General features: G+C 40.3%; 19 protein-coding genes. 5 read left to right on the top strand and 14 right to left on the bottom strand.

Annotated features, from left to right (window positions below; translation table 11 throughout):
• Nucleotide 1 precedes the first annotated feature (1 nt).
• The 3 genes from AC1Z3T_RS16435 to AC1Z3T_RS16445 are packed head-to-tail and all read right to left on the bottom strand — an operon-like array spanning nt 2 to nt 3,710.
• Nucleotides 2-1,513, bottom strand: coding sequence for a GMC oxidoreductase (locus tag AC1Z3T_RS16435; RefSeq protein ID WP_483396785.1), 1,512 nt, complete (start codon nt 1,511-1,513; stop codon nt 2-4).
• Nucleotides 1,504-2,511: a Gfo/Idh/MocA family protein gene (locus AC1Z3T_RS16440; RefSeq protein WP_009584011.1), complete on the bottom strand. Its 1,008-nt coding sequence runs from the start codon at nt 2,509-2,511 to the stop codon at nt 1,504-1,506. The genes AC1Z3T_RS16435 and AC1Z3T_RS16440 overlap by 10 nt, the downstream gene beginning before the upstream one ends.
• Nucleotides 2,512-2,513: 2 nt before the next feature.
• Nucleotides 2,514-3,710, bottom strand: a complete 1,197-nt coding sequence (locus AC1Z3T_RS16445; RefSeq protein ID WP_252509374.1) for a sugar MFS transporter — start codon at nt 3,708-3,710, stop codon at nt 2,514-2,516.
• A 207-nt stretch (nt 3,711-3,917) separates the two neighbouring features.
• Here AC1Z3T_RS16445 and AC1Z3T_RS16450 point away from each other — a divergent pair, with 207 nt between their 5' ends.
• A complete protein-coding gene (locus AC1Z3T_RS16450) occupies nt 3,918-4,790 on the top strand; it encodes an AraC family transcriptional regulator (RefSeq protein ID WP_004825576.1) in 873 nt (290 codons plus the stop codon).
• Between the two features lie 64 nt (nt 4,791-4,854).
• On the opposite strand, the gene AC1Z3T_RS16455 is transcribed toward AC1Z3T_RS16450, so the two are convergent.
• From AC1Z3T_RS16455 to AC1Z3T_RS16495, 9 genes are all read right to left on the bottom strand, one after another.
• Entirely contained in the window at nt 4,855-5,997 is a 1,143-nt protein-coding gene (locus AC1Z3T_RS16455) for a glycerate kinase (RefSeq protein WP_198261005.1), read from the bottom strand.
• Nucleotides 5,998-6,078: 81 nt separating this feature from the next.
• Complete coding sequence (gene ppc / locus AC1Z3T_RS16460) at nt 6,079-8,769, bottom strand: phosphoenolpyruvate carboxylase (protein ID WP_419320070.1); 2,691 nt, start codon at nt 8,767-8,769, stop codon at nt 6,079-6,081.
• 28 nt (nt 8,770-8,797) lie between these two features.
• Entirely contained in the window at nt 8,798-10,033 is a 1,236-nt protein-coding gene (locus tag AC1Z3T_RS16465; protein ID WP_483396786.1) for a sugar MFS transporter, read from the bottom strand.
• A 56-nt stretch (nt 10,034-10,089) separates the two neighbouring features.
• The gene (locus tag AC1Z3T_RS16470; RefSeq protein ID WP_151798059.1) at nt 10,090-11,268 is read right to left on the bottom strand and encodes a dihydrodipicolinate synthase family protein; all 1,179 of its coding nucleotides are present in this window, start codon (nt 11,266-11,268) and stop codon (nt 10,090-10,092) included.
• Entirely contained in the window at nt 11,240-12,880 is a 1,641-nt protein-coding gene (locus AC1Z3T_RS16475) for a GMC family oxidoreductase (RefSeq protein WP_151798058.1), read from the bottom strand. The genes AC1Z3T_RS16470 and AC1Z3T_RS16475 overlap by 29 nt, the downstream gene beginning before the upstream one ends.
• An 8-nt stretch (nt 12,881-12,888) precedes the next feature.
• Nucleotides 12,889-13,674, bottom strand: a complete 786-nt coding sequence (locus AC1Z3T_RS16480; protein ID WP_151806369.1) for a 3-ketoacyl-ACP reductase — start codon at nt 13,672-13,674, stop codon at nt 12,889-12,891.
• Between the two features lie 51 nt (nt 13,675-13,725).
• The gene (locus AC1Z3T_RS16485) at nt 13,726-15,240 is read right to left on the bottom strand and encodes an aldehyde dehydrogenase family protein (protein ID WP_419320064.1); all 1,515 of its coding nucleotides are present in this window, start codon (nt 15,238-15,240) and stop codon (nt 13,726-13,728) included.
• 1 nt (nt 15,241) lies between these two features.
• Entirely contained in the window at nt 15,242-16,027 is a 786-nt protein-coding gene (locus tag AC1Z3T_RS16490; protein ID WP_151798055.1) for an enoyl-CoA hydratase/isomerase family protein, read from the bottom strand.
• Nucleotides 16,024-17,610 carry an acyl CoA:acetate/3-ketoacid CoA transferase gene (locus tag AC1Z3T_RS16495; protein WP_419320060.1) on the bottom strand — a complete coding sequence of 529 codons (1,587 nt, stop codon included), beginning with the start codon at nt 17,608-17,610 and terminating at the stop codon, nt 16,024-16,026. The genes AC1Z3T_RS16490 and AC1Z3T_RS16495 overlap by 4 nt, the downstream gene beginning before the upstream one ends.
• A 349-nt stretch (nt 17,611-17,959) precedes the next feature.
• Between AC1Z3T_RS16495 and AC1Z3T_RS16500 the strand changes: the two genes are divergently transcribed.
• Both AC1Z3T_RS16500 and AC1Z3T_RS16505 read left to right on the top strand, forming a co-directional pair.
• A complete protein-coding gene (locus tag AC1Z3T_RS16500; RefSeq protein WP_419320058.1) occupies nt 17,960-19,012 on the top strand; it encodes a LacI family DNA-binding transcriptional regulator in 1,053 nt (350 codons plus the stop codon).
• A gap of 274 nt (nt 19,013-19,286) precedes the next feature.
• On the top strand, nt 19,287-20,468 hold the full coding sequence (locus AC1Z3T_RS16505; protein ID WP_100884356.1) for a maltoporin: 1,182 nt from the start codon (nt 19,287-19,289) through the stop codon (nt 20,466-20,468).
• 78 nt (nt 20,469-20,546) lie between these two features.
• Here AC1Z3T_RS16505 and AC1Z3T_RS16510 read toward each other — a convergent pair whose 3' ends face one another.
• Both AC1Z3T_RS16510 and AC1Z3T_RS16515 read right to left on the bottom strand, forming a co-directional pair.
• Nucleotides 20,547-22,034, bottom strand: coding sequence for a YifB family Mg chelatase-like AAA ATPase (locus AC1Z3T_RS16510; RefSeq protein WP_100884357.1), 1,488 nt, complete (start codon nt 22,032-22,034; stop codon nt 20,547-20,549).
• A gap of 71 nt (nt 22,035-22,105) precedes the next feature.
• Nucleotides 22,106-22,333 (bottom strand): accessory factor UbiK family protein, encoded by a 228-nt coding sequence (locus AC1Z3T_RS16515; protein ID WP_004825547.1) that lies wholly within the window; start codon nt 22,331-22,333, stop codon nt 22,106-22,108.
• A 291-nt stretch (nt 22,334-22,624) separates the two neighbouring features.
• On the opposite strand from AC1Z3T_RS16515, the gene glnK reads away from it, so the two are divergent.
• Both glnK and AC1Z3T_RS16525 read left to right on the top strand, forming a co-directional pair.
• On the top strand, nt 22,625-22,963 hold the full coding sequence (gene glnK, locus AC1Z3T_RS16520; protein ID WP_004725283.1) for a P-II family nitrogen regulator: 339 nt from the start codon (nt 22,625-22,627) through the stop codon (nt 22,961-22,963).
• 67 nt (nt 22,964-23,030) lie between these two features.
• Entirely contained in the window at nt 23,031-24,434 is a 1,404-nt protein-coding gene (locus AC1Z3T_RS16525; RefSeq protein ID WP_004825546.1) for an ammonium transporter, read from the top strand.
• Nucleotides 24,435-24,493 lie beyond the last annotated feature (59 nt).

Genomic DNA, 24,493 nt, shown 5'->3' on the forward strand with positions numbered 1-24,493 from the left:
GTTAAAAATAGGATGCAGACAGAATATGATCAGAAACTCTTAATGCCTGTGCAGCAATGGTGAGCGCAGGATTTACGGCTGCGGAGCTTGGAAAAAAGCTTGCATCAACCACAAATAAATTATCATGATCATAAGATCTGCAAAAACTGTTGAGGGGTGAAGTCCGAGGATCAAGCCCCATACGAATAGTGCCACATTGATGCGAAGGTGTTCTTTTATCAAATGCTTGTTGAAGAACCCAATAGAAGCCACAATCTTTCAGAATTGCACTAAATTTATGCACTAACTTCTGATGTGCACTCCAATTATTTCTTTCCCATACCAAATTAATTTTGTCATTTTCAACAAAAACTCGATTATGTGGGGAGGGCAAATCTTCACTCATGGCATAAAAGTCGATGCTATGTTTGCTGAAATAATTCAAAGCAAAAGCGGGTATAAATGGGATATTGGATTTCAGAATTTTGCCCGAAACTTTGCCGAGAAGCTGAATATTGCCGAGTGGTAAACCATTAACACCATCATTTAAATAAAAGTCATTGATGCCAAAAGTTTTTGAGTAAAGTGAATCATTGGTATATCGATGATTAAAACCGATAATTGCTGAACAATTATGATTCATGAAGTTACGCCCAACCATAGTAGAACTGTTGGATAAACCCTCTGGATTGCTTTGATTTTTTGAACGAAGCAATAGTGCTGCTGAGTGAATAGCACCTGCTGAGAGCACCACCAGTTTAGGTCGAATGGATTCAAGCTTGCCATTGTGTGAAAAAATCACTTCTTCAATATGGTTTGTTGTTGAAGAGGTTTTTAACTGAATCACCTTGCTCTGTGTTTGTAATCTCACATTGTTGTATTGAATTGCCTGAATCAGTGGTCCCGTTTCTGCATCAATTTTGCCATTAAAAAAATGCGGGTGCGCATCCCAAGGTACTTTACGAGTTTGTTTCCATTGTTCAATATCCATTGCCAAAGGTAAGGGATAAGGATGAAGACCTTGAGCCTTGAGTTGGTCTTTGACTGCGCGAATTGCTGGTTCATCTTCAATTGCTTTAAATGGATAAGACGTTGAATGGTAAGGTTCGGTAGGATCAAAATGTTCATCGCCCCTCACTTTAAAAAGTACTTCTGCTTTTGCATACCACGGTTCTAAGGTTTGATAGGTAAATGGCCATGCTGGAGAGATTCCTCCTTGGTGTGTCATTTCTAAGAAGTCTTGTTGACGATACCTTGCCAGAACAGTACCAAAGAATTTGGAGTTGCCACCCACATAATAATAATTGCCTGGTTTAAAAGGTTTTTTATCTTTATCCAACCATTCTTCATTGGGCTTAAAGTATTGCTCTGTAAAAATCTTATCTTGATCTTCATTGATTGGAGAATCGGGCAGTTGAGTACCGCATTCAAGAATAAGTATATTCAGACCACTTGCGGCAAGACCTGCTGCCATTGTTGAGCCACCGATACCAGACCCTATGATGAGAATATCTGTTTGATGATTTAAAAACATAGTGATTCTCCAAAAGTAAGCGAGATATGCTTTTTATTTTCAATGGCTTGTTGTATTGCTAAAGCAATTTCTAAAGAACGTAAACCATCATAGGCTGTTGCAGCAGGTCGCCCCCGATTTTGAATGGCATTTTTAAACTGTTGAAAAGAACTGACGTATAAGTTGTGGTGCTCAATTGGAATACGTTGGCAACCCTTATCATTGTTAAGATGTAATTCTCCAATAGCATGTTGGGTCAATGTATTCGATGCCTGTAAATTTCCTTTGGAACCGATGATATCGATACTGGTTTGAAAATATTGTGCGGTAAAAGAATCATAAAAACTGACCAATGCACCTTTCGCAAATTCAATTGTACCCATCACTGTTTCAGGCACATTATTCGGGCTAAGCACTCCTGTTTGAGCCATAGCACTTACGCTGATAGGTTCATCGTTAAGTAAAAAGCGAAGTGTATCAATGTCATGAACAGTAATATCAAGGATAACGCCACCTTCTGAAGGTGTGTGGATACGCCAGCTCTGTAAATTCTTCGGCAGAGAGACAGCATGACAAAATCGAATGTTCTGCACTTCACCAATACAATTGTTTGCAATGAGTTCACGTATTTTTTGTATGACAGCAGAATTTCGAAGATGATAATTGACAGCTAAAACCACCTGATGGATTTTTGCCTGTTCAATCATCTGTTGGGCATCTGAGATACTGAGTGCCATCGGCTTTTCACACATCACGTGCTTTTTTGCTTTTAAAGCAATCATTGCTTGTTCGGCATGAAGCGAATTTGCACTCGAAATATAAACAGCGTCAACCTCATTGTCATAAAGTGCGTGTTTTAAATCATGAGAAAATTTTTGAATATTTTGTTTACGGGCAAAGTCTTGAGCTCGTACCAAATCATTGCTGACGATACCGGTCACTTCGTCACCAACTGCTCTGATCGCCGAAATAATCCATTCCTGTGCAACATTACTTGCACCCACCAATAGCCAGTTCATGTTTAGTCTCCTTGCTGAGAACAAAATATGCTGAATACCCAAATACCGAGGTAACAAATGATCGGTACATAAAGACTGGTACTCAATGAGCTGATATCTGCAACCAAACCTGTTAGAGGAGGAACAATTGCACCACCTACAATGCCACAACATAAGATGCCAGAGCCTTCAGCTGCTCTTTCTTTTAAGTGTTTCGAGGCAAGTGAGAAAATGGTCGGAAACATGATGGAGTTAAAGAAACCGACAGCGAGGATCGCAATTCCTGCAATATTTCCTCGTAAAGTACTACTGGTGAACAAAAGCGCCATAACTGCGATGGAAAACAATGCCAGTAGTTTGGCAGGTGTAATAATTTTCATCAGTGCTGAACACAGGAAGCGAGCGATCATTGCACCACCCCAGTAAAATGCAACAAGTTTGCCAGCATGTTCAGCAGAGATATTCATAATCTCGGCTTGAGATAAGTAGTTCACCAGAACACTGCCGATGGTGACTTCAGCACCGACATATAAGAAAAGACAAATAAAACCTAAAGCAAATCTGGGGGACTTTAGTAAGCTGAGTGAGGCGCTTAAACTTATATGAGCTGACGAGCTTAGGTTTTTAGGACCATCATTTCGAAAGCGCGCCAGTAAAATACAAAAGATAGCGATGACGATGGCAATACCAGTATAGGCATGACTGATGACAGAAGACTCCTGTTGCAGATATGCAGTCATTTCGATACTGCTCAATTGCGAGGTATCGACAGTCGCAATGCTTCCTAAGATGATAATCGCACCAAAGTAAGGTGCAATAGTCGTCCCCAATGAGTTGAAAGCGTGTCCAAGTGTAAGGCGGCTTGAAACTGTTTCTGCTTTACCCAACTGAGTGAGCAGGGGATTGGTCACCACTTGAATAATGGTCACCCCTACTGCAAGAATAAACAGGGCAGATAAAAAGGCTGCAAACATATGAATCTTGGTTGCAGGAATGAAGGCTAGACATCCGATTGCCATAACAAAAAGTCCAATAATGGCAGAACGAACATATCCAAATTTATAAATCAATCGACTTGCAGGAATAGAAGCAACAAAGTAAGCAAAGAAAAAAGCGGATTGAACGAGCATAGCTTCCATGTAGCTCAGTTGAAAAACTTCTTTGAGTTTGGGAATTAAAACGTCGTTCAGGCTGGTAATACTGCCGAATAGAAAAAACAAAGCAAAAACCATTATATTTAATGAATAATTATTTTGTGAATTCTGTCGGAGCTCTTGATTATTGAATAGCGTTTGATTTTTCATTTGATACCTTTCCGTGGTATATAAAAATGATAATAATCAGCATGGCTTTTTTAATTAATGTTGAATAGATATTAATTTATCAATAAATGATACTATTGTTGCAATATGTCAGGGAGTATAATAATGAGATCTGAATATGAGAAAGTTATAGTAAAACCATATTCATCCTGGTCATTTTTAAATCGAAGAATGGAGCAAGGAATACCTTTTCAGTGGCATCACCATCCAGAGTTTGAATTTACATTGACAGTGAATAGCTATGGTAAACGATATATCGGTAGCGATATTAGCAATTACCATGAAAACGATCTGGTTATGATTGGTCCAAACATTTCTCATACTTGGCAATCTTTTGGAAAATTTAACCCCAATCAGCCCTATATTGCTCTCGTGATTTGGGTTAGTACTGAATGGATTCAAAATGTTATCAATATTTTTCCAGAAATGCGATCTCTGAATAACTTACTTATCTTGTCAAATAATGTTGTGATCTTTAGTGAAGATGTTAAGCATAAAGTGATTGATCATTTTCATAACATTCCAGCACTGGGTTGGTCTGAACGGACACCATTGTTATTAAAGATTCTTTTGACGCTTTCTCAAGATGAGAAAATGATTATCACACATGTTAATAAATTAAATATAAGTTCTGAGAACAATAAGAAAATTCAAAATTTTATAGAAGTAATGGACTACATTGATAAAAATTATCATAAAAAAATATCAATTGAGGATTTAGCTGAGATGTGCTTTGTGAGCCCGGCAACTTTCTATCGCTCATTTAAGAAAATTTTAAAAAAATCACCGATGGAATATATTATTAATTTAAGAATTAATCATGCAGCAGAGTTAATTTTAGAGAGGAATATGGCAATAGCCAATATAGCAGAATATGTGGGTTATTCTTCTTTGGCGTTATTTAATCGGCATTTTAAGAGTATTAAAAAAATATCTCCACGCGAATACAGATTGAAATATAATAAACAATTTATATAATATTTCTGATGATTTTAGAGTTGTAGAATCATCAGAAGGCTTAATCAATAACATTTGAGATGTATTATTTTTTTATGTCACTCATTTTAATCAAACGGGCAATATCAATTGTTCTTTCATAGATTAAATCTGCTGCATTGATACATGCCTCATTTAAATTCATCGGTCCTGAGGTTAAAGAAAATGCTGCACTTATACCATAGTCATAAAGCGCTTGATAATTTTCACCCAAAGCCCCTGCAATCACGATGACAGGTACGTTTGCTGCTTGAGCAATTTGGGCAATACCGAATGGCGTTTTGCCATTTAATGTTTGTCCATCAAATTTTCCTTCCCCTGTAATGACCCAATCTGCACCTTGGATTTTACTGGAAAGATGATTGAGTTCTGCAATGACTTCAACACCAGATCTGAACTCGGCATTTAAATAAGCTTTAGCAGCAAAGCCAAGCCCTCCAGCTGCACCCGAACCTTGCTCATTGCGTTTATCATGACCTAATAAGAGCGCAGAAAGATCAGCAAAATGAGCAAGGGCTTGGTCTAATTGCAAGACTTGATCTGGTGTGGCTCCTTTTTGTGGTCCAAAAATATAAGATGCACCATTTTCACCGCAAAGTGGATTAGTAACATCTGCCGCTAAAACAAATTTTGTTTTTGCTATACGCGGATCGAAGTCAGTTAAATCAATTTTTGCTAAGTGTTGAAGTGCTAGACCACCAGCAGCAATGGGATGGTGGTTTTTATCTAAAAGTCGCGCACCTAAAGCGGATAAAAGCCCTGTGCCAGCATCATTTGTAGCACTGCCACCCAAGGTTAAAATAATTTCTTTAGCACCAACATCAAGTGCAGCAACAATCAGTTCACCTGTTCCAAAGGTACTGGTGATACACGCATCACGTTGAGTAGGTGTAAGGTATTGAATCCCACTTGCTTGTGCCATTTCAATCAAGGCAATTTTTTCAGTTTTTAACCAACCCCATCGGGCAAGAACAGGATTTCCTAAAGGACCTTGGACAGATTGTTCTCGCCATTCCCCTTTACAAATATCAAGGACCGCCTCAATTGAACCTTCACCACCATCTGCCATCGGGCAAATCAGAATTTCTGCTTCTGGGAATATGGTTTGCCATCCGAGTGCTATGCTTTTGGCGACACTCTGTGCAGACAAACTATCTTTAAACGAATCTGGAGCAATGATAACTTTCATAAATATTCTCAAAACCAATTTTTGAAGGAATAGGCGGACTTTTTAAGCATTACTGATCTAAAGCATTTTATTGTTCGATATTTATCCAGTGTTCCTTAATCCCGCAGCAATACCCGCAATACTCACCATCAGAGCTTGATCGACTGGAGTATTTTCTTGATGATCATTGGCTAAGTAATCACGTCGCCGTTTCATTAATTCAGCTTGGAGTAAGTGTAATGGCAGTAGATAGGGGTTACGAACTTGCATGGATTGGTCAAGAACAGTATTGCTACCCAGTAATTTAGCTTCGCCCTTAATAAATAGTAGTGTTTCGATCGATTGTTCTAACTGAAGGCGTAATTGATGACCTAATTTTTTCAAATTTTCATCATCTGTTAAATGAGATTCATAATACAGCGTAATATGGCGATCGGCTTTTGCAAGAACCATTTCCAACATATCAATCAAGGTTTGGAAATAAGGCCACTGAATCAGCATTTCATCGATTGAGGTTTTCTTCCCCTCCTTTAACATTTGATAGAGGGCTTCACCTGTACCTAACCATGCAGGTAACATTAGACGAATTTGAGTCCATGCAAATACCCACGGAATGGCACGCAATGATTCAATACCACCACTGGTTTTGCGTTTTGCTGGACGTGAACCTAATGGAAGCATTTGTAGTTCGAGTTCAGGCGTAATCGACCTTAGATACTGCACAAAATATGGGTTTTCTCTCACAGTTCGACGATAAGCATTTACTGAGATATCGGTCATTTGGTGCATTAAGTCTCGCCATTCCTGTTTTGGAGTCGGTGGCGGCAGTAGGGTGGCTTCCAAAGCTGCTGCGGTATAAATTTCAAGATTTTGTAAAGCAATACTCTCTAATCCAAATTTAAATCGAATCATTTCACCTTGCTCGGTTACTCGTATTGATCCAGAAATTGAACCAGGTGGTTGTGAAAATAAAGCTTGCAAAGTAGGTGCCCCGCCTCGGCTAATCGATCCTCCTCGCCCATGAAATAGGGTGAGTTGAATATCGTGAGTTTTGGCAATTTCGGTCAGTTGTTCTTGGGCACGATATTGAGCCCAATTTGCAGACATAAAACCTGCATCTTTGGCAGAATCTGAGTAGCCGATCATCACTTCATGCTTAGCTTGGATATGTTGCTTATACCAATCTATTTGAAATAAGGTTTCCATTGTATTTGCTGCACCCTCTAAGTCTTTGAGGGTTTCAAATAGAGGAACAACCCGTAATGGTTGTAAAATGCCAGCTTCTTTCTGTAAAAGAAGTACCGCCAATACATCACTTGGATGTGCTGTCATTGAAATAATATATGCACCTAAGCTTTCAGTAGGTTGCCTAGCAAGCATCTGCATGGTCGCGAATACTTCTTTAACATCAGGGTGTTCGATTAGACTATCGGGTGAACTGTGTAAATATTTAGGTAGCAACGGACGTTTGTTCTGTAATTCTCGAATTAAGAAATTTTGTCGCGCTTGTTCTGTCCATGATTCAAAATTTCCCAAGCCTAAATATTCAGTGACTGCCGAAATGGCTTGACGATGCCGACCAGATTCTTGGCGAATATCGAGTTTGAGTAGCTCAATACCAAAACAATTTACGCGATAGATGAAATCTAGCAATTTACCATTGGCAATCTCAGGTAAATGACACGCCATGAGAGAGCGGTGACATAGTAATAATGGTGCAAGTAATTCATTTTTATCTTGAATGACAGCGTTTAATTGATCATCACATTCAATCCCTTGTAATTTCAGGCTTAACCAATGCAGTGTTGTTTTTATTTTTTCACGTATATGACGTAAATACTCTCGATATGGTTCAGGATGAGCATCACCGAGAGCTTCTTTCAATTCTTGTGAACAGGCTTGAAGGGAGAGTTCCCAACGAAGATCCTCAAGATCTTTAAGATAGAGACTAGCGGCTTGCCAACGAGATAACCAAAGCACTTCTTGAGTGATCTGATGGTTCACATTTGGATTGCCATCTCTGTCTCCCCCCATCCATGAGGCAAAGCGAATTGGACAAACAGTGCATGGTAGATGTAGGTCGCAATTCTTAAAAACAAGATCGTCTAACTCACGAATAAATTTGGGTACAGCATTCCATAAGGTTTGTTCAATGGTGGTGAAGCCCCATTTTGCTTCATCAATAGGGGTAGGTCGATTTTGGCGAATTTCGTCAGTTTCCCAAGCAGAACAGATTAACTGCCTGAGATCCTGCATGATCATGTGATGTTCACGAGCTGTGAGTTGTTGTTGATCCAACTTTGATAGGCAATCATTGATTTTGTCATATTTCTGAATCAAGGTACGGCGACTGACTTCTGTCGGATGCGCCGTTAACACCAATTCAATATTTAATTGACAGATTTGTTCGAATAATTGCGTTGATGTGATGTGTTGTTGTTTAAACTTCTCAAATAGTGGCACAAGTGGGTTTGGCGATTGCGCTTGTTCATTGAGTTCACTTTGCCGCCTTTGCCGAACAACATGATATTGTTCTGCAATATTGGCAAAGTTTAAAAAATACGAAAAAGCGCGCGTTAGTGGCAAAATTTCCTGATCTTTTAAGTTTAAGAAAAGGTATTCAAGTTGTTGTTCAGCATCAGTTTGACCATCCAAAGTCGCTTTAGATAAAGTGCGTATTTGCTCAACCAAGTTGAATAAGTTTTGATCTTCATGATTTTTTAGGGTTTCTCCTAAGAGATTCCCTAAAAGCCGAACATCTTCACGTAAAGCGCTGTCAATTTGTTGAATCATATTTTACTGTCCAGTGTTCGGTCGAAACTCATTGAGTTTTGTTTTGAAGCCATGCATAGACCCCGATCGCTGCAAAGCAAAAGGTTGGAATGATAAAAGCCAATTGAATGTTTTTTAGGTCTGCAATTAAACCCATGAAATAGGGGGAAATCGCTCCTCCAACTAAGGTCATGACTAAAAATGAATCGGCTTTTTTGGTATGTGAACCTAAGTTTTTTACTCCCATTGCAAAGATAGTGGGATACATAATTGAGGAAAAGAAGAAGGAAAGAATCAGGGCATAAATAGACACAACAGACAAACCTGAAACAACCACTGCACATAAAATGACATTGATCACCGCATAGCTAATCAACATGCTGACTGGAGAGAAAAAACGCATGAAAAATGTGCTTACAAAGCGCCCAATCATAAATACAATCAAGCCAACTGAGAGTAAAAAGGACGCTTTTTGAGGACTAAGACCAGCCCAATGATCAATTGCAAAATTGATAAAGAACGAACAAATACCGACATGGGCTGCAATCCATGCAAACTGTGCAACGAGTGCACCTGTAAAATTCGGGAATGACCAAATAGAGCGAGCTTGATTGTGCTGGTCAGTGAGTTGTTTGTTTACTTGTACTTCAGGAAGAGGTGTTTTTGCAAAAATGATCATCATAATGACCACCACAAATGCTAAACAAACATAAGTGAACATGACGGGATTAAGTGAAAGTTGTCCTAAGGAAATTGAAGGTGCGAAGAATAAAGCGCCACCAATTAATGGACCAATAAAGACCCCTAATCCGTTAAAAGATTGTGCGAAATTCAAACGTTTTTCCGCATGTTCAGGTTCGCCTAATATAGAAGCATAAAGGTTTGCAGCAGTTTCTAAGCAACCCAAACCACAAGCCAGTATAAACAGTGCGAAGAGGAACATACCGAATACGGCAGCATTTGTGGCAGGAATAAACAGCAATGCACCTAATGCAAATAGACCTAAGCCAACTTGGATACCTGCTTTATATCCAAAACGTTCCATAAATAAGCCAATCGGAAGTGCGATTAGAAAATACGCGCCATAATAGGCAGCTTGAACAAACCCTGACTGGGCTTTGGTCACATGCAATGAGTCTTGAAAGTGTTTGTTTAAAACATCCAGTAAGCCATGTGATAATCCCCACATGAAAAACAAGCTGGTGATTAATATAAATGCAATCCTCGTGGCAGACTTTGGATAGCTAACTGGGCTATTGATCATGGTATTGTTATTTACGTCCATGTGTATTTTCCTATTTTTGAGGGAAAAGGAGGAGTTTCTACTCCTTTTAAAAATGTCTATTCGGCTTCGATGCCACCATAGACCGCTAAAAATTGTTTCATGCGCTGAATGGCTAAATCTGGCTTGATCAGTGCTCCAGCTTGATCTGCTAAACGAAAAATTGTGCAGTAATGGGACATGCTTCGTGCAGATTGCATTCCTCCTAACATGCTGAAGTGATCTTGGTGACCATTTAGCCAAGCCAAAAACACAATGCCTGCTTTGTAATAGCGCGTAGGCGCACAGAAAATTTCTCTGGAAAGTTGTACGGTTGGCTGGATAATTTCTTGGTAGTGTTGGAGATCACCGTTTGCTAAGGCGACCAGTGCATGAGCAGCAACAGGTGCGATTGGATCAAAAATTCCAAGTAAGGCATGCGAAAAACGCTCACCATCTCCTGCGATTAATTCACCAAAATTAAAATCATCTCCTGTATAAAGCTTTACACCTTGAGGTAAACGACGACGTAGCTCAATTTCCCATTTTGCCTCCAAGAGGGAAATCTTGATGCCATCTACTTTGTTGATATTTGCTTCGATGATGGATAAAACAGTGTCCATCGCTGTGGGAATATCCGGACTGCCCCAATAGCCATGTAGACTTGGGTCAAAAGCTTCACCAAGCCAATGTAAAATTACTTTGTCTTTGGCTTCTTGTAGTAATGTTGAATATACCTTGCGATAGTCTGTAGCACTTTTTGCAGTTGCACACAAAGCTCGACTTGCCATTAAAATTGCACTGACACCCGCCCGATTTACAACTTCAAATTGAGCTCTATATGCTTGAAGAACATCATCTATGGTGGTTTCAGCATTGAAGTTTAATTGGTCTGTACCCACGCCACAGCTGAGCATTGCTCCAGGAATTGTTTTTGCGTGTGCTGCACTGCGAGTAATCAGCTCAGCAGATTCTTCCCAGCCCAACCCCATACCACGTTGGGCGGTATCCATAGCTTCCGCAACTCTAAAGCCTAAACGCCATAAATATTCACGAAATGCCAGTGTTTTATCCCAATCGATTGAGAGCGTCTCATCCCAAGGATTTCCAGACTTCATCGGTTGTACGACTACATGTGCAGCAGCGTAGACAATCCGATTCATGGTCCCTTTGGCAGGTGATGCAAAAGGGGACTGTGCATATTTCAATGTATACAGTTCAAGCGTTTCTTCATTCAGTGAAGGCAAGCGTATTTTCATGAGCTTTATCCGTGATGTGCAATGTTTTTCCTAAAATGAGATCAGCCGCTTTTTCAGCAATCATGATGGTTGGTGCATTAGTGTTACAGCTTGGAACCCGTGGCATGACAGATGCATCAACGATTCTTAAACCATCAATACCATGGACTTTCAGATCACTTGAAACCACAGCATCATCCCCATTTCCGATTCGGCATGTCCCAACAGGGTGATGATCTGTTTTTGCATTTGCACAAGCATATTCAAACAACTGTTGATCTGTGACTTTAGAATTTCCAGGAAGTTTTTCTTCTAGAACAAAGCGTTTAAGTGCCGGTTGACTGAGTATTTCTCGTGCCAAACGTAGTCCTTTCATTGACATTTCTCTGTCATAAGGATCTGCCCAATAATTAGGGTCAATAAGAGGTGCACTAGATGGGTTGGCATTCGCAAGCCTAACAGTGCCTCGAGAGCGAGGTCTCAAGAGAGCAGAGTTAAGCGTCACTCCTGGATTGGTCATATGCTCGACCCCAGATTCGATTCCAGAACCCAAACCTAAATGAAGTTGAATATCGGGAGAGCGTGCCGTTTCGTCGGCATACCAAAAACCACCTGTTTCAAAAAGGCTGGATGCAACTGGTCCCTTTTTGAGTAGTAGATATTGCAGACCTGCCCAAGCTGCTAAAAATGGTGAGGAATAGGCATCATAGGTATGATTGCCTGTACATTCGGCGATTACAAATAGGTCTAAATGATCTTGGAAATTCGCACCAACCCCTGACAAATGATGTTTTAGCTCAATGCCTACATCACGTAGGTGATCGGCGGGTCCAATACCCGATTGCATCAATAATTTCGGTGAGCCTATCGCGCCACTACTGATAATAATTTCCCTTTCCGCATAATACATACCAGATTTAGCTGCTTCTGGATGAATCACTTCTACTGCTATGGCTCTTTTATCTGACAGTATGATGCGTTGGGTAAATGCATCTAAAAGTACGGTTAAATTACTCCGATGCTGTACAGGACGAAGATAGGCTGTTGAGGTTGACGATCGTTTTGCATGTAACTGAGTCAGTTGGTAATGACCTAAACCTTCTTGCTTTTCACCGTTAAAATCGGGATTAAAAGGAATACCTAACTCTTGACCCGCTTGAAAGAAAGCTTCACAAATAGGCAAAGGGCTTACTGGATTGGAAACCCCTAAAGGTCCACCATAAGCGTGGTAGCGATTGGCAAAACGTTCATTGTTTTCTGCGCGTTTAAAATAAGGTAGAACATCGGCATAAGACCAACCTTTTGCATCACATTCCATTGCCCATTCATCGTAGTCAGCCGCTGCGCCACGTGTATATATTTGCGCATTGACCGATGAACCACCACCAATGACTTTGCCTTGAGTAAAACGTAAAACTCTATTGTTCAGGTGCTTCTGAGGAACTGTACTCCAGCCCCATGATCCACGACCTTTGGTCATTTTTGCAAAACCAGCAGGCATACTATAAAGCGGATGTTTATCTTCACCACCTGCTTCCAAGAGCAGAACGTTTATAGATGGGTCTTCACTAAGACGATTGGCTAACACACATCCCGCTGAGCCACCGCCTACAATAATATAATCATATTTCATCGTATTTCTCAGAAAGTAGGAATTGAAAGACCACCATCAATATTGATGACGGAGCCAGTAGAAAAATTTAATTTGCCTGAGGCTAGACTGCTGACGGCAACAGCGATATCTTCGGTTTCTCCCCAGCGCGCCATTGGAACAAGACCATTTTTGAAGCGTTCTTCGTATTTGTTGGCAACACCAGCGGTCATATCAGTTCGTATAACACCAGGACGAATTTCGAATACACCAATATTGGCTGCGGCTAAACGCAATGCGAAAAGTTTGGTACTCATTGCCAATGCAGCTTTGGATAAGCAATATTCACCTCGCTCAGGTGATGCCATTTCAGCACTGACACTGGAAATTGTGATAATGCTCCGAGGATGCTGAGAGGGGGCTGAGAGCATATGCTTGGCCACGAGTTGGGTGAAGAAAAATGTCCCTCTTAAATTTGTATTGATCACCAAATCAAATGCTTCTGGTTGCATTGCCAGTAAATCACCACGACACGGTGACCCAATGCCTGCGTTATTGACCAGACAATCTATTTTTCCTCCCCAGGCGATGACTTTATCGATCAGTTGCTGTTGTGCTTCCAAGTTTTCTAGTTCGCTGGCAATTGCCAGCGCTTTTCCTCCAACAGATTCAACCTCAGCGCACAAGGCTGTACTTTTAGCGTCTTCATGACGACAGGTGAACACAATATCGAAACCTTCACTTGCCAATTGCATCACCACCGAGGCACCAATTCCTCTACGTCCACCTGTAATGAGTGCTAATGGTCGCGATTTAATATCTGAAATCCTTTTCATTATTTTTCCTTTTTTTGGAACGTTCCAATTTTAACTTAAACAAACTTTTCACTAAGACTGAGTAAGCCACCAATGAGTTCTTTCTCCGATATGTAATTGAATGGTTTTCTGTTCTGTATAATCTTCTACGGCATTGAGACCTAATTCGCGACCAATACCTGATGCTTTAAATCCACCAAAAGGAAGTTCTGGAAAACCTTCGAGAAAGTTATTGATCCAGATGGTTCCTGCATGAATACCTTTTGCTGCTTGTAAGCAAATATCAATATCTTTGCTCCAAACTGCTGCAGAGAGTCCGTAACTGGTTTGATTGGCAATTGTGATTGCCTCTTCGATTGTGCTGAAGTTGAGTATCGATAATACAGGACCAAACACTTCTTCATGGGCGATGGACATACTCGGTTCAACATTTGTAATAATGGTTGGCTGGAAATACATACCTGCGGTTGTTGGAATACGTTCTCCGCCAAAGCGTATCGTGGCACCCTCTGCTTTTGCATTTTTTATCGCTGTTTCGATAATGTTGAGTTGAGTTTCACTGGTAATTGCACCAACTTTTACATCGGGGTGTAGTGGGTCACCAACAGGTACCTGCTTAGAACGGTCAATCACTGCTTGTGTGAAACGTTCAGCAATGTCTGCATGGACTAAAATTCGACTGCCACTATTGCAACATTCACCTGCATTGAAATAGACACCAAATACCACAGCATCGACAGCAGCTTCCCAATCACAATCTGGGAAAATAATTTGTGGATTTTTGCCCCCAAGTTCAAGAGAGACTTTCTTTAATGAACGCCCAGCTTCTGCTGCAATATGACGTCCCACACGTGTAGAACCAGTGAAGGAAACCATGTCTATATCAGGATGGTTAATCAGTGGTTCACCAACAGTTGGACCTAAGCCCGTGACAATATTTACTACCCCTTGAGGTAAACCTGCTTCAAGTAAAATTTCACCGAGGATTAAGGTCGTACCATTGGTGAGTTCACTTGGTTTGATCACAGCTGTACATCCTGCTGCTAAAGCAAAAGGTAATTTTTGGCTGAGAATCCAAATGGGGAAATTCCATGGCGTGATCATGGCAACCACACCAATCGGTTGACGTACAACTATGCCAAGCGTTGAGTTACCTAAATTATTATAGCTTTCACCATGTAGGGTTCTTGCCAGTGCAGCTGCATATTTCCATAAATCCACACAACCAGAAACTTCATTGCGTGCTTGCGTCAGAGGTTTGCCTGTTTCTAAACTTTCAATCAATGCCATTTCTTCAACACGATTTGCAATGCCTTCAGCAACTCGTATCAATAGATCTGCGCGTTCACTGCCAGATCGACTTGACCATGTACCCTGATCAAATGCTTTACGGGCGGCGTCTACGGCACGTAGAGCATCTTCGCGACAAGCGTCAGGATAAATGCCGACAATCACATCATGAGCAGGGCTTTTTCGTTCAGTTATTTTTCCTTGTTGTGAGATACACAGTTCTCCATCAATCAACATACGACCTTGATAAGGTTGTTTAATCACAGGTGCATGACGCTCTAAGTTTGAGAATTTCATTTCATCTTCCTTTATAGTCTGCGGAACGGCGTTCACTAAAGCTTGCTAAACCTTCTTTTGCATCTTCAGTTGTTGCGGCAAGTGCTCCCGCCATTCCTTCCAAAACTGCTGCCAAATGATGACCTTCACCTGCATCAATAAGTTGTTTTGTTAGTTGTATGGAAATCGGGGCTTTTCGTCCTATTTCTTCGGCGATTTGTAGAGCACAGGCTAAAACCTCTCCTGAATGACTAATCTCTTGAATTAAGCCTTGTTTAAGTGCTTGTTCAGCATTCATTTTTCTTCCTGTCATTGCGAGATATTTAACCGAACTTGCACCGATTAAACGAACTAGACGTTGTGTTCCAGACCAACCTGGGCATGTCGCGATGCCTGTTTCTGGCAAAGCAAATGTGGCATTTGGGTCACTGACTCGAATATCCGCAGTCGCTAATAGCTCTAATCCACCACCAAAAGCATGACCATTGATAGCTGCAATCACAGGAAAACGTAATCGAGCCCATAAATCGAAAACTTGGTGTCCTTTCCTGGTCCAATGACGCCACATATCCAGCGGTTTTAGCTCTGCCCAGACATGAATATCAGCACCTACACAAAAGGCACGATCACCAGTCGCCGTAATAATGGCGGCTATAATATCTGTTCGTTGATCAAGAGACTTTGCAATATCGTCAAGCTGATCTAGCATTTCAGGCGTGAGAGCATTCAATTTTTCAGGTCGCTCTAATTGGACGATAGCAATCGCATTTTCAAAACGGAGGCTGACTGAACCAGATGATCTATTCATGCTGCATACTCCTTAAGTTCTAGTCCCATAACCGCATCTGTAAATAAGCTGGGTTTCATAATTTTTAAATCATCAGAGACGAGTAGGGGGAATTCTGCTTGCGAGAGAACATCTTTTTCTAACTCTATACCTGGGGCAATTTCGGTAATCAGTAAACCTTCAGCCGTTAATTTCATGACACAACGTTCAGTGATATAAAGGATGTTTTGTCCTCGTTGTAGAGCCATATGACCACTAAAAGTGACATGATCAACTTTGTTGACCAATTTACGTGATTTGCCTTCCTGATGAATCTTTAAAGCACCATCACCCACTGTTAATTTTGCGCCAGCAGTGAAAAAGCCAGAAAAAACAATATTCTTCGCATGTGTGGTGATGTCAACAAAACCACCACAACCTGCTGTTAGATAAGGCTTGCTAGGAAGTTTCGAAACATTCACATTGCCTTCGCGATCAATTTGTAAGAAAGAGAGTAGAGAGAGGTTAAAACCACCACCTTGAAAATAAGTAAATTGTGCGGACGATGGCATAATTGCATCGGCATTTACAGCGCAACCAAATGCAAAATCGAGTAAAGGCATTCCGCCCACAGCTCCTTGTTCAATCAACCAAGTCACCTCATCGTGATAACCTTCTTCCAATAGAATCCGAGGGACATTGGCAGAGATTCCAAAACCTAAATTCACCGACATACCTTTTTCGACTTGCATTGCAGCTCGACGTGCAATGACCTTTTCAGCTCCCCAAGGCGTCATGTCAAATACTGAGTCTGGTTGTTGAATTTCACCACTGATTGCTGGGTCATAGCTGATTTGTGTGGTTTGCATTTGGTCAGGAGCAACCACGATATAATCCACTAAATTACAAGGGATATGCACATGATGCGGCTTAATGGAGCCTGCGCGAACCATACGTTTCACTTGGACAATGACAATCCCACCATTGTTACGAACAGCAAGTGCTTGATCGAGCGCGCCAAGTAAACCGCCTTCATGTTCAAAAGATAGATTGCCTTTTTCATCAGCGGTGGTTGCTCGAATAATGGCAACGTTAGGAATGATGTTTGGAAAGAACAACCAATCTTCACCTGCAAAATTTACCTTTTCTACAATGGGTTGAGCTTCAGCTTTTGCATTCATCGCACAACCTTGTAAATCTGGGTCTACAAAAGTATTAAAACCAACTTTTGTTAAAACACCTGGACGTTTTGCCGCGACATCGCGATGCAAGTCAAACATGATGCCACTGGGAACGTTATATGCGGCTATTTCGTTATTGACGATCATTTTCCATATCTCTGGCATGGGTAAAGAGGATGGACCACTTGGAAAAGAGCCAGCAATGACTTTTTTGATTAACCCGGTCTGCGCCAAATGCTCAATGCCTTTGATTCCATACAAATCTCCAGCAGCAATAGGATGAAGCAAAGTCAAGTCTTTAGGCTGAGCAATGTGTTGATAGCGCTTTCCAATCGCAGAAAGAATATGATCTGGACAAGCCAAACCACTTGATGAGCTGACAGTCACAATGTCGCCATCGATGATTAATTTTGCAGCTTGTTCGGCACTAATAAGTTTGTTCATGGTTTTTCACTTTTACACAAATAGTTTTTAGATTGCTTTAAATGGTTCTGTTCAAGATCAATAGACGTTGGTGTTGTCGGTGATCGAAGCGAAACCACTTGCTTTAAAACAAATGGAAAAATTTAGTGGTCGCTGGTTTTAATCCATTTCCATTGTTTTTTGTCCTCATAAGTTCCTTCTTATGTGGTTTATGTTTGTTATAGGAACGTTCTAATTAATTTTTGGAACGTTCCAAAAATATAGAATTACTACATGGCGATGTCAATATATTTTTTAAAGAAGGGAAAATTAACTAAAAAAGAAATGGTATGCTACTAGCACTTCGACGCAGGTTAATGAGGTATCTCACTTGAGTAGCAAAGCACCAAAAAGTAAAGCCACCATTATGGATATTGCGAAAGTTTCGGGTGTTTCCAAATCAACCGTCTCTTTAGTCTTGAATAATAGTGAATTGGTCAAACCTGAAACTGCTGAAAATGTTCGAAAGGTCGCTGCTCAACTAGGTTATATCTACAATCGTAGTGCGGCTAACTTGCGTCAAGGGGTAAGTAATATTATTGGTGTAGTCGTCAATGATTTAACCAATACCTTTTTTGTCGAGTTATTGATTGGTGCGGAGAGAAAACTTTTAGAATCAAACTTTACCACTTTGCTTGCACATACAGCCGAAGATCATGCTTTACAACAGCAAGTTATTGTCACTATGCGTGAACATAAAATTGCGGGTTTGATTATTTGTCCTACTTTCGATACCTCGCCTGAATTAATCTCGATGTTAAAAAAATGGGGGGTGCCTTTTGTTATGGTAATGCGCTCTTTGGAAGGAGAGATCTGTGATTTTGTGGGTGCAGATAATCGACTTGGTATCCAACTTTTAACTCAACATTTAATCGATTTAGGACATAAAGAAATCGGATTTATTGGTCGCCATACGGGTTATTCAGTCAGTTTAGAGCGCTTGCAAGGGTTTAAAGATTGTTTGGAAAAAAATGGATTAACTTGTAATGAGCAATGGATCATTGATGGACCAATTAGTCGTGAAGGTGGGAAATTAGGTATTGCTCAATTACTTGATTTAGAGCATAAACCTTCAGCCGTAATTTGTTACAACGATTTGATCGCAATCGGTGTTTTAAGCGAATTGGATCGACGTGGTTTAAAAGCTGGTAGAGATATTGCTGTCGTGGGTGGAGATGGAATTTCAGAATCAGAATATTGTAGTCCTCCATTGACTACCGTTGCTCATCAACCAGAAAAACTCGGTGAAATCGCGAGTGAATTATTGTTAACTCGAATTAAAAAACCAGAGGCACCTCCTTTAAAGTTTTTGCTGAAACCAAAGCTAATTGTACGTGAGTCTTGTGGCAGTCAAAAACAACCGTCTGAGCATAAGACCAATTAAATATAAAGCACTTAACACCCTGCATAGATCTGATATAAATATCGTGATTTATTGTTTTTGTTTAAAAAAATTAAAGATCAAGGCTTAAATACTTCTATAAATTAATATTGACAGATTAAATTTGTATATCTATATTTTTTGGAACGTTCCAATTTGTCATGGAACGTTCCATTGTTAGAAATTCGATATCAGAAATTGAATATTAGAAATGAAAATTGCATTTGTAATATCGAGATATTGATGAAGCATAAAAATTGATTAAAAAGGAATTTTAATGAAAAAATTAATTGGATTGATTGGGATCACCAGTATTTTTAGTAGCTATCCAGCTTATGCAGTAGAATTACACGGTTATTTTCGTACAGGAATAGGGACTAGTGAAAACGGCAATATTCAAGAATGTTTTAAATTAACTGGTGCTCCCACCAAATACCGTTTGGGCAACGAATGTGAACAATATGCGGAGTTTTCTGCCAAGCAGCCTATCGCAAATTTTAAGGATGGTTCACAGCTCAGTATCAATGGAATGATGCAGTTTTATAATGTATATGGACAAGCACTTAAGTTTAGTGGAGACAATGGCTACACACGATTGAATCAAATTTATCTGGATTGGCGTAATCTTGCTGTGCTCAATGGCGGAAATTTTTGGGCTGGACGAAGATATTATAATCGTAATGATAGTCATATGACGGACTTCTTTTACTGGAACCAAAGCGCAACAGGTTTCGGTATAGATAGTTATGATCTGAATGATTACAAAATCAGTTATTCCTTCTCACGAAAAGACAATTTATTTCAAGATGAGATGGCATCCAAGCATGATCTCACTGTAAAAGGGATAAACATCAACCCAGACAATGAGTTACAGCTAGGAGCTTCTTATATTGATCATCAGCAAAACAATGGATGGTCGCTTATTGTTCAGGATATTCAAAAGCATCGTTTCAACGGCAAGAACACGGTTGCTTTGCAATATGGAGAAGGACCTGGAACAGGATTAAGTTATACAGGTGATGTCAATTTAAGTCGAAATAATACAACATTTAGAACGCTTGAAATGTTTGATTGGCAGACAGAGTCGAACCGTTTCAATGGGCAAATGCAAGCAGTCTATCAAAAAAATAATTTTAAGGATTTGCCGAACACGGAATGGATTTCATTGGGTTCAAGAACTTCTTATGTATTGAATGATAAAGTCAAAATTACGGGAGAACTTGGATTTGATCAGATCAAAGATACAGAAAAGAGAAATTTAACTAAGCTTACACTTGCACCAACTTGGGCGTTCAAAGGTACCAAATATTATGATCGACCAGAGCTTCGGGTCTATTACACCTATGCAAATTGGAACAATGCTGAAAGAAAATTAAGGGATCAAATGATGTCAGATAGTGATTTTGTTGCCTCCAATCACGGTTCAAACTTCGGGATTCAATTGGAAAACTGGTGGTAATGCTTGTTTAGCGAATAAAATATCCATTTTGACTGGCATTTCAGTGAATTACTGGAATGCCAGTATTGATGTTGATCTTTAAGACTGCGTTCCCCGATAAGACAAAGCTTCTGTCAAATGCGTACTTTGAATTTGTTCACTTTGTGCTAAATCTGCAATGGTTCTAGAAACTCGTAAAATTCGATGATATGCCCGCGCAGATAAATTTAAACGTTGTTGTGCCATCTCAATCATCTTTTGGGATGTTTCATCCAAAACTACATACTTTTCCAACTGTTTTGGCGATAAAGCGTGATTTAATCCGCCTTGGCGTTGAATTTGAAAATGAAAAGCTTGAAGTACGCGTTCTCGCACTGTTGCTGAATCTTCAACAGGAGTTGTATCTTGTAATTCTTGAGCTTTTAATGGTGGTACATCGATATGTAGATCAATACGATCCAATAAAGGACCTGAGATTCGACTTTGATAACGTTTGATTGATTCAGCTGAGCACTGGCAACGGCTATCTTGATTAAAAGCATAACCACAAGGACATGGATTCATTGCTGCGATGAGTTGAAAGTTTGCTGGAAAGGTAATTTGTCTTGATGCTCTTGAAATGATGATTTCTTTAGACTCAAGGGGTTGCCTTAAAACTTCTAAGACTTTCTTATCAAACTCGGGTAATTCATCCAAGAAAAGTACCCCTAAATGCGCAAGTGTAATTTCTCCGGGTTTCGGGTTCGATCCACCTCCCACCAAGGCAATTGCAGAAGCAGTATGATGAGGTGCTCGAAAAGGTCGCTGCCCAAAGTGATGTTGAGTGTTGGCAATCGAATAAATACTGGCGACTTCGAGATTTTCTTGTGGATTCAATGCAGGCAAAATACTAGGTAAACGTGAAGCTAAAAGTGTTTTACCTGTTCCTGGTGGTCCTTTAAATAAAAGCGAGTGTCCACCTGCAGCGGCAATTTCTAGAGCTCTTCGAGGGCGTAACTGACCTTTTACATCAGCCAAATCAAATTTATATTGTTTGTCCAAAGTAGATTTTTGTGCGGACGTTACTTCAATTTTCTGTGTATTTAAAAAATGATCACAGACTTGTTTTAAATGATGTGCAGCAAATACCTTGAATTCGGGTAATTGTGCGGCTTCATCAGCATTTTCTTGAGGAAGCATCAATTGGTGTTTTGCCAATTGACAAGCCATTGCAATCGTTAATGTGCCTGTAACAGGTCTTAAATGACCATCCAGTGCTAACTCACCAATAAACTCGAAATCGTCTGTGACATTCTCAGGGAGTTGACCTGTCGCAATCAGAATTCCTAATGCAATCGGAAGATCTAAGCGAGAGCCATCTTTAGGAAGGTCTGCAGGTGCCAGATTGATGGTCAAGCGTTTGGTTGGAAACTGAAAACCACTATTGATTATTGCAGAGCGGACACGATCCTTACTTTCACGAACGGCTGCTTCTGCCAAACCAACAATCGTTAAAGAAGGTAGTCCTGCACTAACATGGACCTCTACTTCAATTAAAGGTGCATGCAATCCAAGTAAGCCTCGTGTATAAATTTTGGCTAAAGACATTGTTATTTTCCAAGTTTGCTTTATTTTTAATCATTATTATAATTTTTGCACCACTTTTGTGCAAATTTAGTTTATTTTTTATGCTGAATAAGCACCTCAAGTGCTTTTACTTGCGCTTGTAATTCAGTCAATCTTAAATTGGCATTATTTAGTGCAGTTTTTTGACGCTCGATTTCATCTTTAGAGACAATGTCCATTTTGCTGATAGCTTCGTTCAATAAGGCACGTAGGTTATGTTCGATATCTTTTTTAGGTTGATCGACTTGTTCCAAAATTGCTTGTAGTAATGTTTCAATCATGAGGAATCCAAAATGTTGATATTCTTTGCCTAGTGTAACATCGTGTATGGATTTTTACTTGAGTAATTTTTATTGGTTTATCAAGGCATCAAAGATAAGAAAATCGTGAGTGAATTTTAAAAAAAATGATCATTATTGTGAGTTTTTTCAAGTTGAAACTTCACCTAAGGATATACAATAGGTTATAAAGGCAATACGTGTTGATCAAATTAGCCACCCCAACCGTTAATAAGATTGGCACGAAAATTGAACATAAAACCTTACTGGTGAAATAAGCCGAAGGAAAACAATATGAAGCTCGTAACTGCAATTGTAAAACCGTTTAAATTAGATGACGTGCGTGAAGCCTTGTCTGATATAGGCGTTCAAGGGATTACCGTAACTGAGGTTAAAGGTTTTGGTCGTCAAAAAGGGCATACAGAACTTTACCGTGGTGCTGAATATGTCGTGGATTTTCTCCCAAAAGTGAAAATTGAAATCGCGATCAGTGATGACATGGTAGATTCAGTGATTGAATCTATTACACGTGTTGCGAGCACTGGGAAAATTGGTGACGGAAAAATTTTCGTGACGAATTTAGAGCAAGTGATTCGTATTCGTACAGGTGAAACAGGTCCAGACGCTGTTTAATTTGGCACGAAGATTGCTGGTTATGTTGATGAAGACATAACTCACAAAATTAGGTTGGGGGATACGAATGAAAAAAATGCTATTAGCGCTCAGCCTGTCTGGCGCACTTCTTGGCGGATCAGTTGCGTGGGCAGAAGAAAGCGTAACTGAGCCTGCATCTACCGCTGTTGCATCAGCAAGTGATGTCAGCACAGCGACAACAGATACCACAGCAAGCGTTGCACCTGAGGCAACTGCAACAGTTGCACCTGCACCAGAAGCAGAGAAACCAACACTCAACACAGGCGATACTGCGTGGATTTTAGTGTCTACAGCATTGGTCTTGCTGATGACGATTCCAGGTTTGGCATTGTTTTATGGTGGTATGGTTCGTAAGAAAAACGTACTGGCAACAATGGCACAAAGTTTCACTGCTGCAGCAATTGTAAGTATTGTATGGGTGGTTGTGGGGTACTCACTAGCTTTTGGATCTGGCAATGCTTTTATCGGCGGGTTAGATAAAGCCATGCTGTCTGGCATCACCACAGATGCACTGAGCGGAAGTATCCCTGAAATTCTATTTGTTATTTTCCAAATGACTTTTGCGATTATTACAGTTGCCATTATTAGTGGTTCTGTGGCTGATCGTATGAAGTTCAGCGCTTGGATCAGCTTTATTACCATTTGGGTGATTGTTGTTTATGCTCCGATTGCACATTGGGTATGGGGTGGTGGTTGGTTAATGAATGACGGTGCACTTGATTTTGCAGGTGGTACAGTGGTTCATATCAACTCAGGTGTTGCTGGTTTAGTTGCTGCATATCTACTCGGTAAACGTATGGGCTTAGGCAAAGAGTCTATGGCGCCACATAACTTAACTTTAACTGTATTGGGTGCGAGTCTGGTATGGGTAGGTTGGTTTGGTTTCAATGGTGGTTCAGCTTTAGGTGCTAATGGTTCAGCAGCATATGCTTTGGTGACAACTCAAGTTGCAGCAGCTGCAGCCGCAATCGCTTGGTTAGTGGTTGAGAAGATTGTCCGTGGCAAAGGCTCTGTATTGGGTGCAGCATCAGGTGCGGTTGCAGGTCTTGTGGTGATTACGCCAGCTGCGGGTTTTGTAACCGTCAGTGGTGCATTGATCATGGGCTTGATTGGTGGTGTGGTATGTTTCTGGGGAATCTCTGGTCTTAAACGTATCTTGAAAGCAGATGACTCTTTAGATGCCTTTGGTCTACATGGTGTGGGCGGTATCGTGGGTGCGATTTTAACAGCAGTTTTTGCAAGCTCATTCATTATGGGTGACAAAGCGCCAACCAACATGATGCATCAATTATGGGTTCAAGTAGAGGGTGTATTGGCAACGATTGCTTACTCGGCAGTGGTGACATTCATTCTTCTTAAAATTATCGATGTGGTGATTGGAATCCGTGTTGAAAATGATGATGAACGTATGGGCTTGGATTTAAGCCAACATGGTGAACGCATCGAATAATTAAAATGATGAGAACAATAGCTTTTTAGAATAATAACTATATATAGTATTAAACAGCC

It is taken from the genome of Acinetobacter sp. B-6 (assembly GCF_056930735.1).

Coding starts and splice junctions, on each gene's coding strand:
- AC1Z3T_RS16435 (WP_483396785.1), bottom strand. CDS start 1,513: ATGTTTTTAAATCATCAAACAGATATTCTCATCATAGGGTCTGGTATC.
- AC1Z3T_RS16440 (WP_009584011.1), bottom strand. CDS start 2,511: ATGAACTGGCTATTGGTGGGTGCAAGTAATGTTGCACAGGAATGGATT.
- AC1Z3T_RS16450 (WP_004825576.1), top strand. CDS start 3,918: ATGAGATCTGAATATGAGAAAGTTATAGTAAAACCATATTCATCCTGG.
- AC1Z3T_RS16455 (WP_198261005.1), bottom strand. CDS start 5,997: ATGAAAGTTATCATTGCTCCAGATTCGTTTAAAGATAGTTTGTCTGCA.
- ppc (WP_419320070.1), bottom strand. CDS start 8,769: ATGATTCAACAAATTGACAGCGCTTTACGTGAAGATGTTCGGCTTTTA.
- AC1Z3T_RS16465 (WP_483396786.1), bottom strand. CDS start 10,033: ATGGACGTAAATAACAATACCATGATCAATAGCCCAGTTAGCTATCCA.
- AC1Z3T_RS16470 (WP_151798059.1), bottom strand. CDS start 11,268: ATGAAAATACGCTTGCCTTCACTGAATGAAGAAACGCTTGAACTGTAT.
- AC1Z3T_RS16475 (WP_151798058.1), bottom strand. CDS start 12,880: ATGAAATATGATTATATTATTGTAGGCGGTGGCTCAGCGGGATGTGTG.
- AC1Z3T_RS16480 (WP_151806369.1), bottom strand. CDS start 13,674: ATGAAAAGGATTTCAGATATTAAATCGCGACCATTAGCACTCATTACA.
- AC1Z3T_RS16485 (WP_419320064.1), bottom strand. CDS start 15,240: ATGAAATTCTCAAACTTAGAGCGTCATGCACCTGTGATTAAACAACCT.
- AC1Z3T_RS16490 (WP_151798055.1), bottom strand. CDS start 16,027: ATGAATAGATCATCTGGTTCAGTCAGCCTCCGTTTTGAAAATGCGATT.
- AC1Z3T_RS16495 (WP_419320060.1), bottom strand. CDS start 17,610: ATGAACAAACTTATTAGTGCCGAACAAGCTGCAAAATTAATCATCGAT.
- AC1Z3T_RS16505 (WP_100884356.1), top strand. CDS start 19,287: ATGAAAAAATTAATTGGATTGATTGGGATCACCAGTATTTTTAGTAGC.
- AC1Z3T_RS16510 (WP_100884357.1), bottom strand. CDS start 22,034: ATGTCTTTAGCCAAAATTTATACACGAGGCTTACTTGGATTGCATGCA.
- AC1Z3T_RS16515 (WP_004825547.1), bottom strand. CDS start 22,333: ATGATTGAAACATTACTACAAGCAATTTTGGAACAAGTCGATCAACCT.
- glnK (WP_004725283.1), top strand. CDS start 22,625: ATGAAGCTCGTAACTGCAATTGTAAAACCGTTTAAATTAGATGACGTG.
- AC1Z3T_RS16525 (WP_004825546.1), top strand. CDS start 23,031: ATGAAAAAAATGCTATTAGCGCTCAGCCTGTCTGGCGCACTTCTTGGC.